Raw genomic sequence first — 14,744 nt, forward strand, 5'->3', positions numbered from 1 at the left:
TCATAACTCTTATTTTTTAACAAGTTGTTTCGTTACAAAACCTGTTGTATAAATACCACTTTTGAACACATCGTCTCCGAGTACTTGCAGTAACATTGGTGTGTTTGTTTTAATACCTTCTACTTTTAACTCTTCTAGAGCAATTTTTAATTTTGAAATCGCTTCTTCACGAGTTTCACCATGTGCGATTACTTTCGCAATCATTGGATCATAGAAAGGTGTAATCGTTACTTGATTCTCCAAAAAGTGATCAATACGTATATTTGTCGGTAACGTTAAATCTGTAATTTTCCCAGGTGATGGGAAAAATGTTTTCGGATCTTCTGCATAAATACGAGCCTCAATGGCATGACCACTACGTTTTACATCATCCTGTGTAAATGATAGCTTCTCACCATATGCGATAAGTAATTGTTGTTCAACTAAGTCTAACCCAGTAATTTCTTCTGTAACTGGATGTTCTACTTGTAATCTCGTATTCATTTCTAAGAAATAAAAGTTCTTTTGATCATCTACAAGAAACTCAACTGTACCTGCATTTGTATAACCAAGTGCTTTAGCAGCTTGTACAGCAACTTCTCCCATAGCCTTTCGTGTACCCTCATCTAAAAATGGTGAAGGTGCTTCTTCAATTACTTTTTGATTTCGGCGCTGCACTGAACATTCGCGTTCCCATAAATACACTGTATTACCATGTGTATCTGCTAAAAGCTGAATTTCAATATGATGTGCATCTGCTATATAGCGTTCTAAGTACATTTCTCCGTTACCAAAGAAATTTTGCGCTCTTGTTTTATTACTTTCAAATGCTTTGGTGAGCGTTTGCTCAGTTTCCATCAACTGCATTCCAATGCCTCCGCCGCCCGCGGATGCCTTAAGCATTAATGGATAACCAATTTGTTTCGCAATTTCAATTGCTTCTTCAGCAGTTTCAATATTTGTAGTAATGCCTGGAACTACTGGCACATCTGCTGCTTGCATCGCTATACGTGACTCAATTTTACTTCCCATCTTAGTAATGATTTCTTCTGAAGGACCGATAAATGCGATTCCTTCTTCTTTACAGCGAATCGGAAAAGATGGATTCTCTGATAATAATCCGTACCCCGGATGGATTGCTTCAGCATTTGTCTTCTTAGCTATTTCAATAATTTTTTCAAGGTTTAAATAGCTTTCTTGGACACGTGGACCGCCTACTAAGTAAGCTTCATTTGCCAATTTTACATGAAGGGCATTTTCATCAGCCTCCGAATAAATAGCAACAGTGCGAATGCCAAGTTTTTGACAAGTTTTCATAATGCGAACTGCGATTTCCCCGCGATTAGCAATTAATATTTTTTGAAACATAGTGACTCCTCCTTTTTATCTACATCCTAAATGTCTTGCAATTACGAGACGTTGAATTTCAGAAGTTCCTTCACCAATTTCTAAAAGTTTTGCATCACGAATATATCGTTCAACTTCATATTCACGCATATAGCCATATCCACCATGAATTTGTACTGCATGATTTGCTATACGACTTGCAGCTTCAGATGCAAACAACTTTGCCATAGCCGCTTCTTTACCGAAAGGTTTATCGTTATCTTTTAACCAAGCTGCTTTATGTACTAAATTACGCGCTAATTCTACTTCAGTCGCCATATCAGCCAATTTAAATTGAATCGCTTGGAAATTAGAAATCGATTTTCCAAATTGTTGACGTTCTTTCGCATATTGCAATGCACGCTCAAATGCAGATTGTGCAATACCTACTGCTAATGCTGCAATTGAAATACGTCCTCCATCAAGTGTATATAAGAATTGTTTAAATCCTTTATTTACATCACCAAGAATATTTTCTTTCGGTACACGTACACCATCAAGTACGATTTCACAAGTATTAGAAGCACGAACACCCATCTTATCGTAAGGGCTTGAAATCGTTAATCCTTCACTAGTAGTCGGTACGATAAATGCAGAAATACGTTTTTTACCATTGTCTTCAAAACCGTTGATAGCGGTTACAATAATTGTATTTGCATACTCTGCGTTTGTAATCCAGCACTTTTCACCACTAATAACATATTCATCGCCATCTAAAATTGCTTTCGTTTGTGTGCCCCCTGCATCAGATCCAGCATTTGGCTCCGTTAATCCGAAAGCACCTAAGGTTTTACCTGACGCCATTGGAACTAAAAATTTCTGTTTTTGTTCTTCTGTACCGAAATAATAAATTGGAGAAGCACCTAATGAAATTGTTGCAGCATAGCTTAAACCTGTTCCACCACAAGCACGACCAATCTCTTCAACAGCTAACGCGTACGATAACGTATCGCCACCTGAACCTCCATACTCTTCCGGGAATGGGATACCTAATAATCCTAGTTCGCCCATTTTTTGAAATGTTTCATATGGAAATTCCGCAGTTTTGTCATAATATACAGCTTTCGGTGCGATTTCCTTTTCAGCAAAGTCACGTACCATTTCTTTAATCATTTGTTTTTCGCGAGTTAGAGTAAATTCCATTCCGCTACACACCCCTTATCGAATATTGAGTTTCGACAGCGTGCGAGTTTCTACTACAAACATTACTTCTTAAAAGACACGAATATTAGTTAGACAATTGCTATAATTCTGTCATAACTTAATTTTAAAACAGATTCTGTACCAATGCACAAAAAAATTCCTACATTGTTCTACAACAACATAGGAGGTTTTGTGTCGAATTATGTAATTTATTGTTTAATAATCTCTACCTTTTCCCGAATCAGAAATTTCTACTAACCCTTCAGGGTATGGTTCGAAATATGTTTGTCTTAATAAATACTTTTCATCAAATCGAATGGCCCATGTTTTTAAAATTACAAGTAAACTACTAAGTGGGATTTTCTTTTCAGAATACTTCTGTAACAGCTCTAAAAAATGATCTTTTTCTTGTTTTTTTAGCTTTGTTTTAAAATATCCGAAAATGTGCTCACATACATTTACATTCGATGTATAGCGCGGCGCGCGAATAAATAATTTATATAAAGTCTTCTCATAGTTATCAAATACGACTTCAATTGTTTCATTTTTTTGATTTGCAATAATACGCCCTAATTCTTTTTGTTTCACCTGATTATATGCCATAAATAAATACTTATAATCTGATTGAAACGCTACGAGTTCTTTTATGTTTTTAGTATGTTTAATCATTTTGTAATGCGCGATTGTAAACAATCTTGTAAAGAAATGCTCTCTAATAATAAAATTCGACAATCTACCTTCTTCTTCAATTGGAAGATGCGAAAATTTTTTTATTACTGCTCCGCCAAATAATCCAGTTCCTTTTCCTTTTACTGGCCCTTTTTCAAAACCAGAATAGATTTTCACATCACGAGTTCCGCAACTTGGCGAACGATTCTTCAAAATAAAACCGTCAACTTCAGGTAATGTTTGTAAAAATGCATTTGAAAATTCATTCATTTTTTCAGTTACATCTTCTCGTATTGACGGTTGTACAAGCCTATTCGCACCATTTTTTTCTACAATACGTATCGTTTCACGAGGAGTCCCTAAACCAATTTCTACTTCAGGACATACAGGTATAAATGTAACAAATGGCTGCAAGTTTCGAATTGTTAAATCTGGAACCATCTCTCCATTATAACGACAGGCATCAAATTCTAAACATTTACTTACAACAATTATCGGTTTAGCAAATTGTCGCATCACATTACCTCCGTGGCGTTAGTCCATACAATATAAATTGAATCGTATTTTCAATTTCCACTTCATCGTCCCATTTCTCTTCCGGCAATAATAAAAACCTCGTTAAGAGCAACCCTAATACAGCTGATAAAGTAAGACGTAATACGGAAGATGGCGGAAGTTCAATAATTTCCCCTTCTTCTTGAAACTTTGCAATCAGCTTTTTAAAATGTACAAGCAGTTCTGTTTCTATTAATTGTTGTATTTCACTTTTTAGTTCCGGCTGAAATGGTACTTCTTGAATTAATATTTTTATCATTGGAAAGTGCTTTTTAGCAAATTCAAATCTATTTTGAATTATTACTCTTAAAAGCACTTCATACGATTCATACTCTGTTTTAAATATTTCTTTTGCAAAGGCTTGTACGAAAAATGGTGCAGCGAACTTTGTTAAGGTCGGCATCACGACTGCAAACAATAAATCTTTTTTCGTTTTATAGTAGCGGAAGATTGTTCCTTCCGCTACACCAGCTCGCTTTGCAATTTCACTCGTTGAAGTTGAGGCGTACCCTTTTTCTCCAAACATATCAACAGCTGCCTCTAATATACGCATTTGACGTTCATTACGTTTATCAGTATTAGTTGCGGCAACTAATTCTTCCAGCCAATCCTTCTTCATTTATTGTGCTCCTTTTTATCATCATTATATTTTGCGATGTTTCTTTAATGCAAATACATTTCCTACTGCAAATAATAGTGAAAAAAGTAGTAATACAGTAAGATCTAATGCAATCTCTGTAAACCCTTGATTCCGAATCATTACTTGTCTCATAGCGTCAGCACCATATGTGAGTGGAAATAATTTACCTAACATTTGTAACCATGTATTCATGGATTCCATTGGAAACAACCCAGAAAAGAAAACTTGTGGCACGATAACAAGCGGTATAAATTGAATCATTTGAAATTCATTATTTGCGTATGCCGATAAAAATGTGCCTAATGTTAGTGCAGTTAAAGAAAGCATACATGTTATAAGTAGCGTTAGCCATATTGAGCCAGCTACATATAAATCTAAAATATAAACTGAAAAACTTACAATTATAATAGATTGTATAAATGCAAAGATTCCAAAACCAATAATATATCCTAAAACTATTTCCCATCTTCTCACTGGTGTGGACAATAATCTCTCTAATGTACCACTTAAACGTTCTCTTACAAAAGATACTCCGGACAATATAAATACAAAGAAAAATGTAAAGAAACCAATTAATACGGGACCAAGCCCATCGAACATCGTAATGTCTTTAGAGCCATGTAAATAATCCACTTCAGGCTTCATCATTGATACATTATTCTTCTCTGTACTCTTTTGCAATACTTGAAGTACCGCACGGTTCTTTGATGAATCACTACCTTCTAATAGAAGATTCATTTTTCCATTTTCTAAATGAATTACTGCATCTACCTTTTGCTTTTCTAATTCCGAAATTGCTTTGTCTTTACTATATTCATAAATTGATGCTTCTTGATTTTTCATTGCTTTTACTATAGGAGCAGGTACATCGACTACAGCAATATGCGGTATATAGTCTTTTTGTGTAAATATTAGCGATAATAACCAAAGTAATAACATTGGTGCCCCAAACATCATTGCTAAAGAACGCTTATCTCGAAAAAATTGACGAATGATACGGATGACTACACCATTAACTCTCATGATTCAATCACTCCTTCTAACATAAAGACATCTTCAATTCGTCCAGAAGATGTTTGTTTTTTCAATTCCTCCGGTGTGCCAATCGCAACTAAATTCCCTTCTCTAATTAGCCCTAGACGTTCGCAAAACTCAGCTTCATCCATAATGTGCGTTGTTACAATAATAGTTGTTCCTTTCTTTTTAAGGTCATAAAACTTCTCCCAAATCGATTTTCGAAGTAGAGGATCTATCCCAACTGTTGGCTCATCTAAAATTAATATTTCTGGTTCATGAAGGAGTGCTATCGCCAATGATAAACGTTTTTTCATTCCACCTGAAAAATGCTGTACTTGCTTTTTCATATGCTCTGATAATTGCACAAGTTCAAAAACTTCTACGATTCTCTCTTTCTTACGCTTACCTTTTAACCCATACATCGTTGCAATAAAATCTGCATTTTCATATGCCGATAGTTCTTCGTATAATGCATCAGCCTGAGCCATATAACCAATTCTTTTCATTTCATTTAGATTAGGCATGTTTGTATTAAAAACAATTACATCCCCTGTAGTTGACTCATTAATACCTGCAATCATTTTAATGAGTGTTGTTTTCCCTGATCCGGAAGGTCCAACCAAGCCAAAAATTTCTGCTTTTTCTACTTGCAGCGAAAGGTTATGCAAAACTTCTTTTTTCCCAAAACTTTTTGATACATCTCGTAAAATAATTGAAGGTTGCTGCACTAAAAATCCCCCTTTTCTATAAAATGAGTGAGTACTCACTTTTATTTTACTCTCGAATTATTATATGTCAAACTTTTCAAACATATATTTTTTCTGTTATTTACTAAATCAATGAAACAGAGTCGACATTAGAATATCTTTTCTTAAAGTCGACTCTGTTTCATTGTGAATTATTCGATTTTTGTTATGTTTTTAAATTTAAATACCTTCTAATTCTAGCAACATCTAATGAATATTCGATAACTATTTGCTGTATTGGTAATATAACCGTTTCCGGATATAAATGTGCATATTGTAACGTTTCTGCATACTTTTCCAACCGTTTTTCTAAATACTTTACAATTTGCTCAGGATGACTTACTAATAAAGACGTACTATAATAATGAATTTTCTCCTCAATCGCCGTATATTCTTCAATTTCAAATTCTTTATGCATTTGTACACCCCTTTATATTTTTAATATTGCTTAATAATAACTATTTTAACTCGACTAATTTTTAAGTTTTTTGATTATTTACACTATAACAAACTCAATAGGTCAAATTTTGTTACTTTATGTAACGTTGAAAAATTTTAACAAAATTGTAATGGAAACTTGTACTCAAGAAAAACTACCTTTAAATTATTCTCCTGAACAAAAAAGCCGTACAGATTAATTTAACTGCACGACTACAATCTCAGGTCTATTAAAAACTCTTTGCGGAATGATACTATTGCCTAATCCTCTACTAACTATCATAGACGTATTTTGTTGTTCATATAAACCCGCTGTATATTTGGGCAGTATTCCTTGATTAGGAGCAACTAATCCCCCGATAAAAGGTAACCGAACTTGTCCCCCATGTGCATGACCCGATAACACTAAATCTACTTTCTCCTCAGCATACTCTTCTAGAAATTCAGGCCTATGGGATAATAATACATTATACCTATCTGGCAGCGTTTCAATTTTTGCTTTTACAATTGCATCTTTTACAATACTTCCTTCATCAATATCTCCAGTATTAAATTCCGGATCATCAATTCCTAACAAGTTTATTTCGTGTCCTCCCTTTTGTATTATTACATGTTCATTTCTTAAAACAGTGACATGCTGTTTCTTTAATTTTTTTTCTAAACTGTTATATTTCCCTGACCATTTTTCATGATTTCCTGTCACAAAATATACCGGATATTCCTTCACAAGTTCTCGTATTACTTGCATACTCATTTCTGCATCGTACGATTTACTGTCTATTAAATCACCCGTAATAGCAATAATATCTGGGTTTATGCTTTTTACTTTTTGAATTAAAACGTCTTGATTATCACCAAATTTTTTATTATGTAAATCTGAAATTTGTAGTATTTTATATCCTTTAAAAGAAGAGGGAATTTTACTAGAGGTTATTTTAACCTCAGTTATACTTATTAAATTGTTTTGTAAATATAAAAAGATACTAATGCCTACTAATATACCAATAATTAATATGATTCTTTTAATCTTCTTGTTCATACTTCCTCCTAAAATCTTAATCAGTACTACAGTTCACAATAAATATTACGTGCCCTTCGCATTCAGAATAACTGAAATTTTTTAATTGATTTGTAGTATTTGTTATAGTTTTATACGCCACTTATAAAATTTTTCAATCGCATGCGTGTATGATGTCATGCTCATTTTTCAGTAATTTTATAGCAGATCACTGGAATCTCTTCATAATATTAACATTTATCTTACTTAGTTTGATAACTATATCATGATAATTCCTATAGTTTTTTATAAAAATATTGTGTACTTTTCTCGAAGTATATACGACATTTGATTACAAATATATTATTACCACTACGATTTTAATTTGTTTAAAACGTACAAAGAGAGAATTGAAACACTAAATTGCCTTATGAAAAGGTATTACTGTATTATTTATTAGAAAATTGAAAAAATACGTGTAGATAGCTATCATTGTAAGTGCATATATAATTAACTTTAATTTCCTGACATAATTTCACATAATTCTTAAACTAGTTTTTTGCGTGCATTATGAAATAAAATATTGCCCCATGTCAGTCTTTAAAAAATTATATATCATAACTTTAAGGGAGGAAGAAAACTATGAAGATGAAAAGAAAAATCATGATGACGACAGCACTTGCAGCTACATTGGCTACAGGTGCACTACCAAGTACATCGGTGTTTGCTGCTGAAAAAGAGGCTCCTATCCAACAAGAAGAGACACAGATGAGTATTCAACCATTTGCACAAAATAATTTGGAAACAGCAGTTAAAGCTGCCTTAAATGGTCCAGAAGTTAAAAAAATTAAAGTATTTGAGCATGAATTTAATGTAAAACCAATTGAAGTAGTAAATTTAGGTGGCGGTAAAACATATGTTAAGGGACAAATTTCTCATCATTTAAGTTTTCGTCCAGATGATCAATTTTATTATGAGTTTACAGTGCAAGATGGAAAGGTAATAGATAAGCCTGTATTTAATATTGATAGAGGTGGTTGGACACCATTTGCTGCTCCACTTTTATCAATTCTTGCTGCGTATAATGGGATTCCAGTTAATCCAAATGATTTAAATGCACTTGGTCAACAGATTGGAAAAGTGATAGATGGAAGCTGGGAACATGCAGCCCAATCTATCGCAACTGTAGTTAGTTTAAGTTTTAATGAGTAGAATTTCTTAATTTTTGTTAGCCTAACAGAGTCCCATTTTTCATAAGTAACCTTGTTATAAAAAATTCTGAAACAGCTATAAATAGATTTTTACCACTCAGTCACATTATCTTGATTTGTTAACCACCTTATCATTCATTATATGTCACAAAATAGAAGTCTTTTTTAAGACTTCTGTTTTGTTTGTATACAGTACAGCGGAAAGTTTGTTTTTTACCTATCTATGCTTCAATTCTTTAAGAATCCGTTTGACTATTAGATACAATTTATTACAACAAACTATTAAAATCTCAAATAACTTCCTACCCTATTTTGATTTTTTCAAACACAAAAATTCATTACTTTAAGAATGAAAACAATAGATGTAGTAAAAAATCATCTTGTTTTATTATATCTATTGTTTAAAAGTCAGGAGAGATAAAATGAACAAAATAAAAATGAGGAATTTTTTTAAAATTAGTATCCTTACTTGTTTCACACTAGCAAGTTTAAGTACACCATCTACTATTTTTGCTGATAGTCATCCAGGTTATTCCTATGAATCCAATATAGGCTATCAAAACCCAGCATGGATGTCGAAAGTAGCAGATTCAACAAAATTGAGTGAAATATCTATTCCAGGGACTCACGGTACAATGGCTTTACATGGAGCAAGTTTTCTTGATGAAAATTTGACAAGAAATCAAACTATGAGTCTACCACAACAATTAAATTCCGGAATTCGATATGTAGATATGCGTGTTAAACGTGTAAAAGATTCTTTTGCAATGTACCATGGGATTGTAAATCAAAAAGCAATGTTTGAAGATGTATTAAAAGAGGCAATTCAATTTTTAAAAGATCATCCTACAGAAACAATTTTAATGCGCTTAAAAGAAGAAACTACTCCTGAAAGTGGCTCACTATCATTCGAGGAAATACTTAATAAATACAAAGACCTTAATTCTTCCTATTTTTGGGATCCAAGTTCTGTACCAACTTCAAAAAGAAATAACCCTACTCTAGGAGACATCCGAGGGAAAATTGTAATCTTACAAAACTTTACAGCCTCTCAGCAATATGGTATTAATTACGATAGCTTAAATATACAAGATACATTTGAAATTGAAAACGGACCAGACGGAATGTATGAAAAATGGAATGTGGTGAGAACCCACCTTCAAAATGCAAATAATAATTTTAACAATGATAAAATCTATCTTAACCATTTTAGTGGCACAGGTGGTGCTGCTGCATTATTAAATAATGTTTATCCTTGGTTTGTTGCAAGTGGTAAAGAGAGCAGAAATACTGATAGTAACCCCAAGATGATTCAAAAAGCTACAACTAATGCGTGGGAAGATTTCCCTCGTGATATAAATGGTCAAGTATTTTATGGTGGAATGAATACACTTGGGACCGAACTCTTGCAACAAGGTGGAATTAAACATTCTGGTATTATCGCAGCTGATTTTCCTGGTCCAGGTTTAATTGATAGTATCATTAAATTAAATGGTATACATTCGAATGAAAAAGAAATATTAATTTCGCAAATTTCATCCGAATCTAGCCCTTTAACCGGACAACAAAATCGATCCAGTCAAAACTTTAAAATTGATAGTTTACCTGTAGGTACTAAGGAATTAAAATGGATTATTGAGCCTTCAGAAAAAGATCATCCTTCTTCTATCTCTTTCAATGTAATGATTGACGTTTCCCTAGGTACAGATTCTACTCGTTGGAAAAATATTTCACATGGATCTAGGACTGAAGCTTATACGAATGCTAAATATTATATTGCAAGCCCACTTGGTGCCACTAACAAATTTACAGTGAAAATATACGCTATTACAAATTAAAAAATAAAGAATCCCAATGGAATTCCTTTTTGATGGAATACCATTGGGGTTCTTTAATAATTTCATTTCGTATATATTGGGATGAAGAGTAAAAATTGCACCCCTGTTCCGGTATTGCACATAGAATAAGTGATAACTACCCTTTTCCACTTATCATTTATTTAAAACTGGCTTCCAAAGCGATAGTGCAAAAATCCAATTTGGATCGCCGTTCCCTTGATAACTTTGAATCGCTTCATACACTTTTCCCTCATGTACTACTTTATCACCTTTATTGTATGCTTTTCTTGCATCCCATTTTTCATAAGTAGAGTCCTCTAGTTTTGTTGCTACAGTTAAAACATCACTTCTACTAGACTCATTTCCAGCTAAATCACCCGCCGTCACTACATATTTATACGATGTATTAGTTTTTAAATCTTTATCCATAAAGGATGTATTATCCGCTGTCCCAATTTTATTCATAACCCCAGTGCTTTCTCTATATACAACATAATGATCAACACCTACATTATCTTCAGACGCACTCCACATCAAATCAACAGTTGTCGCTGTTGTACCCATACTATGTAATCCTTTTGGTTGAGTCGGAGCCTCTTTATCTGGAGTTTCATTTGTTGTCTTTACCTTTAGTTTTTCACTTTCTTTTGATATGTTTCCAGCAGCGTCTAATGCCTTTATTGTATAGGTATATTCCGTATTTGCTTTTAGTTTTTTATCAGTAAAAGTTGTACTTAGTACCGTACCAATTACTTCTCCATTACGTAACACTTGATATTCTTTTACGCCTATATTATCATTTGAGGCCTTCCATGTTAGTTCAACACTATTGGCAGAAACTTTAGACGCATTTAATCCAGTTGGTTGACTTGGAGCTACTGTATCGGGAGCTTCATTATTTACTAGATTTACATCAATTACATTATAAAACGCATTTGACGTATCTGCTACATCCCATACAGCTAAAATAACATGATAACCATTGCGATCAGTTGGTACATTAATTGTATGTGTTAAATTATTTGATGCTGCCGAACCGTCATGTTTCACAGTTCCAATTGGTTCTAATTCAGCACGTGTTAATGGTTTATTAGGATCCCATCCCTTTTTGGTAATGTAATAATGCCATTTACTTGTAGAATGTGCTGCTGTGTATTTCCATGTAAATGTATTTGCTCCCCCCTTTATTGTGTTTTTGAACCAGCGATTTGATGTTTGTTGGTCAAGAATCCCTCCAAACAGTCCTCCTGCCGAAGCGATTTTCCCATCAATCGGTCCACCATCTGGGAATCCTTTAGGTGCTTCTAGACTTTGAGGTTCGTACATTACATTTCCACAATTTAAATTTAATGCTCCATAATTCTGACTACATAAAGCAGCACGACTACTCGGCTTTTCAACAAACCCATGTGCATATGCACTTTGAGGAATCATTGTAATTGCCGTCACCCCTACAGCTAAAACACAAGCACCAATTTCTTTTTTACTTTTTTTTAATCTTTCTAACTTAGATGTTAACTTCAAATTCATACTTGTCCCCCCAATATATTGTTTATGCTAATATAATAGCAATATAGGGATAAACGAACAAATCACCTACTAATATATTAATAGTTCAATAACATAAACACATTTAGTTTATTTATTAACCTGATATGGGGATAAATTAAGCAAATTAATTCTATTTTGTAACATTATGTAGTAAAGAGTTTATAAAAAACCAATAAAGATTCACAAAAAATCCAAATATCGATTACTTAATTTTTTACAACCACACCCCACACGATAACTACATTATTAAGCAGGTTTCATGATTTATTACATTCTCTCGCCACCTGACAAAATCAGATCAAAAACATATCCCTGCATATTATCGATTAATTCAACCACATCTGGATTTTTATCGTTGCTCAGCGACCAATTGATTGACACCATTGCGTTTGCTGTATACAACTGAGCTACAAAGTCAATCGGCACACTTACTTCAACCTGCTGCTCTTTCAAATAGGAATAGCAGGCATTATATAAAATGGATTCTAATTCTAAACGTAAATCCGCTGAGGGAACACGTACATGGAGTAAAGTTGCAATCTCTTTTTTTCGCGCTGAGATCTTATCGGTTATCATATTAATAGCTTGAGCCACATTTCCATTCTCTATTAAGGCGAAACGAAATTCAATTTCTTCCTTGAACCAGCAGACATAATTTTGCACTAATTTTTCCAAAAGATCATATTTATCTGCAAAATGGCTGTAAAATGTGGACTTACTCACCATAGCATGTATGCAAATATCTTTAGTTGTAATTCGCCCAAACTCTTTTTCGTTCAAGAGGGTAATAAGTGTATTAGAAATATTTTTCTTCGTTTTATAAACGCGAACATCCTCTCCCATTAATAATCAATCTCCTTCCCAAAGTTGCTTATCAAACCATTTATATCCTTATGGTTCAATTTCGTACTTCTTACCCTTTCCTGCTTGTTGTTTCTTTAATATACTTCTCTTATCCTTACCTTGTAGTCAAATATAAGGAGGGATTTTATGTTTAAACAGTATGTAAACAACGAACAGTTCAATTTGCAAATTAACCGTTTTTTCAACGATTTCTATCAAGACGATGAGCGGGCAAATCAGGATTTGCAAGCCATCATCCCAAGACTTACAGACACGGACAGCTGGTATAACACTTGGATAGAATATGCAGCAATGCGGGAGCATCAGAAAGACTTCGATCTAGCTTCGGTTTATTATCAGGCTGCCGAGTTTTATATGGAATCCTCCGATCCAAAAAAAGAAAAAGTGTACCAAAAATACCGTGAAACTTTTTATAAGGGCTTTCATGACTTTGAGTATGAAACCTATCAAATTCCTTATGAAGATTCCTATCTTCCTGCAATCAAATTCATGACACCAGGCGCATGTAATACACTACTTTTCTTTGGAGGCTACGATTCCTACATGGAGGAAATGATGAAGATGATGAACTACCTCATAGGAATCAATTATAATATTATAGTTTTTGATGGACCTGGACAAGGAACAGCACTGAAAAACGGCTTAAAATTCATCCACAACTGGGAGAAGCCCGTTTCCACAGTCATTGACTATTTCAAACTTGACCGTGTTAGTATTCTCGGAGCTTCTTGGGGCGGCTACTTGGCAATGCGTGCCGCCGCTTTTGAAAAACGAATCGACAAAGTCATCGCCTTTAATATTTTTTATAGTGGCCTTGATGCACTCAAGAAGCGCATGCCGGATAATATCTGGAATAAATTGACCACGCTTCTGGCTACTAATGAAGCTGACAAAATTAATACCATGTTTAAACAAATGATGACCACCAGCATCGACCTGAACTGGAAAGTTAAAAAAGGTATGGAAAATACAGGTGAAAAAACGCCATTTAACTTACTTAAAAACTTTGAAAAACATACGATGGCAGGAATCGGTCAGTTCATAAATCAAGAAGTATTGCTCCTGGCTGGTGAAGACGATCAGTACGTTCCAATTGGCCGATTACCGCAAATCGAATCGGAGCTATGTAATGCAGCCTCCATCACTTCTGTAGTTTTCACTAAGAAAACTGGTGGTGAACAACATTGTCAGGCTGGTCATCGTCACTTAGCTTTTGATGAAATTAAAAGATTTTTGCGACATAACTTCTAGTGAATAATATCAAGCATTTTAGCACTTTCAAAATTTTTCATATACTAACACATTAGAACATGGTGACTATCGTGACACTCCTCAAAAAAACTGATATTTTGTCATAAAAGAAATCCCCCACTTATTTGTGGGGGGATTATTCTGTGCTTTACTTATAATGATATGTGTGAAGTTTTGTTTATTTACAAACCTAAAATCCCTACCATCTGACTCGCCTTTAAATTAGTAATATAATTGTACATCTCTAAGCCTTTTCTTTCAGCCTTTAGCACCTTGCCTCTCATTTTCGATAAATGTTGGGAAACAGTAGATTGTGGAATTTTTAAAAGCTCCGTCAATTGTGTAACATTACATTTTTTATACTGAATTAACTCGTTTATAATTTGCAATCGAATTGGATGTGCCATTATTTTTAACATATCTACATCCTATTCAGTTATTACACTCTTTTTCATTTCA

The 14,744-nt window shown here is 33.8% G+C and carries 14 protein-coding genes; 3 read left to right on the forward strand and 11 right to left on the reverse strand.

Features of this window, described 5'->3' with window-relative positions; all coding sequences use genetic code 11:
* Positions 1-9 precede the first annotated feature (9 nt).
* From B5P40_RS15895 to B5P40_RS15930, 8 genes are all read right to left on the reverse strand, one after another.
* Entirely contained in the window at positions 10-1,347 is a 1,338-nt protein-coding gene (locus B5P40_RS15895) for an acetyl-CoA carboxylase biotin carboxylase subunit (RefSeq protein ID WP_113709434.1), read from the reverse strand.
* A gap of 15 nt (positions 1,348-1,362) precedes the next feature.
* Positions 1,363-2,508, reverse strand: a complete 1,146-nt coding sequence (locus tag B5P40_RS15900; protein WP_002189664.1) for an acyl-CoA dehydrogenase — start codon at positions 2,506-2,508, stop codon at positions 1,363-1,365.
* Positions 2,509-2,724: 216 nt separating this feature from the next.
* Positions 2,725-3,693 carry a YbgA family protein gene (locus B5P40_RS15905; protein WP_113709435.1) on the reverse strand — a complete coding sequence of 323 codons (969 nt, stop codon included), beginning with the start codon at positions 3,691-3,693 and terminating at the stop codon, positions 2,725-2,727.
* A gap of 4 nt (positions 3,694-3,697) precedes the next feature.
* A complete protein-coding gene (locus B5P40_RS15910; protein WP_002065518.1) occupies positions 3,698-4,351 on the reverse strand; it encodes a TetR/AcrR family transcriptional regulator in 654 nt (217 codons plus the stop codon).
* A 24-nt stretch (positions 4,352-4,375) separates the two neighbouring features.
* The gene (locus B5P40_RS15915; protein ID WP_033709125.1) at positions 4,376-5,395 is read right to left on the reverse strand and encodes an ABC transporter permease; all 1,020 of its coding nucleotides are present in this window, start codon (positions 5,393-5,395) and stop codon (positions 4,376-4,378) included.
* On the reverse strand, positions 5,392-6,117 hold the full coding sequence (locus B5P40_RS15920) for an ABC transporter ATP-binding protein (protein ID WP_002032219.1): 726 nt from the start codon (positions 6,115-6,117) through the stop codon (positions 5,392-5,394). Before B5P40_RS15920 ends, B5P40_RS15915 begins: the two co-directional genes overlap by 4 nt.
* Before the next feature lie 184 nt (positions 6,118-6,301).
* The gene (locus B5P40_RS15925) at positions 6,302-6,553 is read right to left on the reverse strand and encodes a hypothetical protein (RefSeq protein WP_113709436.1); all 252 of its coding nucleotides are present in this window, start codon (positions 6,551-6,553) and stop codon (positions 6,302-6,304) included.
* A 216-nt stretch (positions 6,554-6,769) separates the two neighbouring features.
* Positions 6,770-7,612 carry a metallophosphoesterase gene (locus B5P40_RS15930; protein WP_002189658.1) on the reverse strand — a complete coding sequence of 281 codons (843 nt, stop codon included), beginning with the start codon at positions 7,610-7,612 and terminating at the stop codon, positions 6,770-6,772.
* A gap of 600 nt (positions 7,613-8,212) precedes the next feature.
* On the opposite strand from B5P40_RS15930, the gene B5P40_RS15935 reads away from it, so the two are divergent.
* Positions 8,213-8,782, forward strand: a complete 570-nt coding sequence (locus B5P40_RS15935; RefSeq protein WP_002016999.1) for a hypothetical protein — start codon at positions 8,213-8,215, stop codon at positions 8,780-8,782.
* A 421-nt stretch (positions 8,783-9,203) separates the two neighbouring features.
* A complete protein-coding gene (locus tag B5P40_RS15940; RefSeq protein ID WP_113709437.1) occupies positions 9,204-10,619 on the forward strand; it encodes a phosphatidylinositol-specific phospholipase C in 1,416 nt (471 codons plus the stop codon).
* Positions 10,620-10,772: 153 nt separating this feature from the next.
* Here B5P40_RS15940 and B5P40_RS15945 read toward each other — a convergent pair whose 3' ends face one another.
* Complete coding sequence (locus B5P40_RS15945) at positions 10,773-12,149, reverse strand: lytic polysaccharide monooxygenase (RefSeq protein WP_113709438.1); 1,377 nt, start codon at positions 12,147-12,149, stop codon at positions 10,773-10,775.
* 288 nt (positions 12,150-12,437) lie between these two features.
* A complete protein-coding gene (locus tag B5P40_RS15950; RefSeq protein WP_002016995.1) occupies positions 12,438-13,013 on the reverse strand; it encodes a TetR/AcrR family transcriptional regulator in 576 nt (191 codons plus the stop codon).
* 147 nt (positions 13,014-13,160) lie between these two features.
* On the opposite strand from B5P40_RS15950, the gene B5P40_RS15955 reads away from it, so the two are divergent.
* Entirely contained in the window at positions 13,161-14,285 is a 1,125-nt protein-coding gene (locus tag B5P40_RS15955) for an alpha/beta fold hydrolase (protein ID WP_113709439.1), read from the forward strand.
* Between the two features lie 182 nt (positions 14,286-14,467).
* On the opposite strand, the gene B5P40_RS15960 is transcribed toward B5P40_RS15955, so the two are convergent.
* Positions 14,468-14,704 (reverse strand): ArsR/SmtB family transcription factor, encoded by a 237-nt coding sequence (locus tag B5P40_RS15960; RefSeq protein WP_113709440.1) that lies wholly within the window; start codon positions 14,702-14,704, stop codon positions 14,468-14,470.
* Positions 14,705-14,744: the final 40 nt, after the last annotated feature.

Source organism: Bacillus sp. SRB_8 (assembly GCF_003264205.1).
Taxonomy (GTDB): domain Bacteria; phylum Bacillota; class Bacilli; order Bacillales; family Bacillaceae_G; genus Bacillus_A; species Bacillus_A mycoides.

Excerpts from the sequence above, each read along its gene's own strand:
- B5P40_RS15930 (WP_002189658.1), bottom strand. The coding sequence starts at position 7,612 with ATGAACAAGAAGATTAAAAGAATCATATTAATTATTGGTATATTAGTA.
- B5P40_RS15915 (WP_033709125.1), bottom strand. The coding sequence starts at position 5,395 with ATGAGAGTTAATGGTGTAGTCATCCGTATCATTCGTCAATTTTTTCGA.
- B5P40_RS15905 (WP_113709435.1), bottom strand. The coding sequence starts at position 3,693 with ATGCGACAATTTGCTAAACCGATAATTGTTGTAAGTAAATGTTTAGAA.
- B5P40_RS15960 (WP_113709440.1), bottom strand. The coding sequence starts at position 14,704 with ATGTTAAAAATAATGGCACATCCAATTCGATTGCAAATTATAAACGAG.
- B5P40_RS15945 (WP_113709438.1), bottom strand. The coding sequence starts at position 12,149 with ATGAATTTGAAGTTAACATCTAAGTTAGAAAGATTAAAAAAAAGTAAA.
- B5P40_RS15935 (WP_002016999.1), top strand. The coding sequence starts at position 8,213 with ATGAAGATGAAAAGAAAAATCATGATGACGACAGCACTTGCAGCTACA.
- B5P40_RS15895 (WP_113709434.1), bottom strand. The coding sequence starts at position 1,347 with ATGTTTCAAAAAATATTAATTGCTAATCGCGGGGAAATCGCAGTTCGC.
- B5P40_RS15955 (WP_113709439.1), top strand. The coding sequence starts at position 13,161 with ATGTTTAAACAGTATGTAAACAACGAACAGTTCAATTTGCAAATTAAC.
- B5P40_RS15900 (WP_002189664.1), bottom strand. The coding sequence starts at position 2,508 with ATGGAATTTACTCTAACTCGCGAAAAACAAATGATTAAAGAAATGGTA.
- B5P40_RS15910 (WP_002065518.1), bottom strand. The coding sequence starts at position 4,351 with ATGAAGAAGGATTGGCTGGAAGAATTAGTTGCCGCAACTAATACTGAT.
- B5P40_RS15950 (WP_002016995.1), bottom strand. The coding sequence starts at position 13,013 with ATGGGAGAGGATGTTCGCGTTTATAAAACGAAGAAAAATATTTCTAAT.
- B5P40_RS15925 (WP_113709436.1), bottom strand. The coding sequence starts at position 6,553 with ATGCATAAAGAATTTGAAATTGAAGAATATACGGCGATTGAGGAGAAA.
- B5P40_RS15940 (WP_113709437.1), top strand. The coding sequence starts at position 9,204 with ATGAACAAAATAAAAATGAGGAATTTTTTTAAAATTAGTATCCTTACT.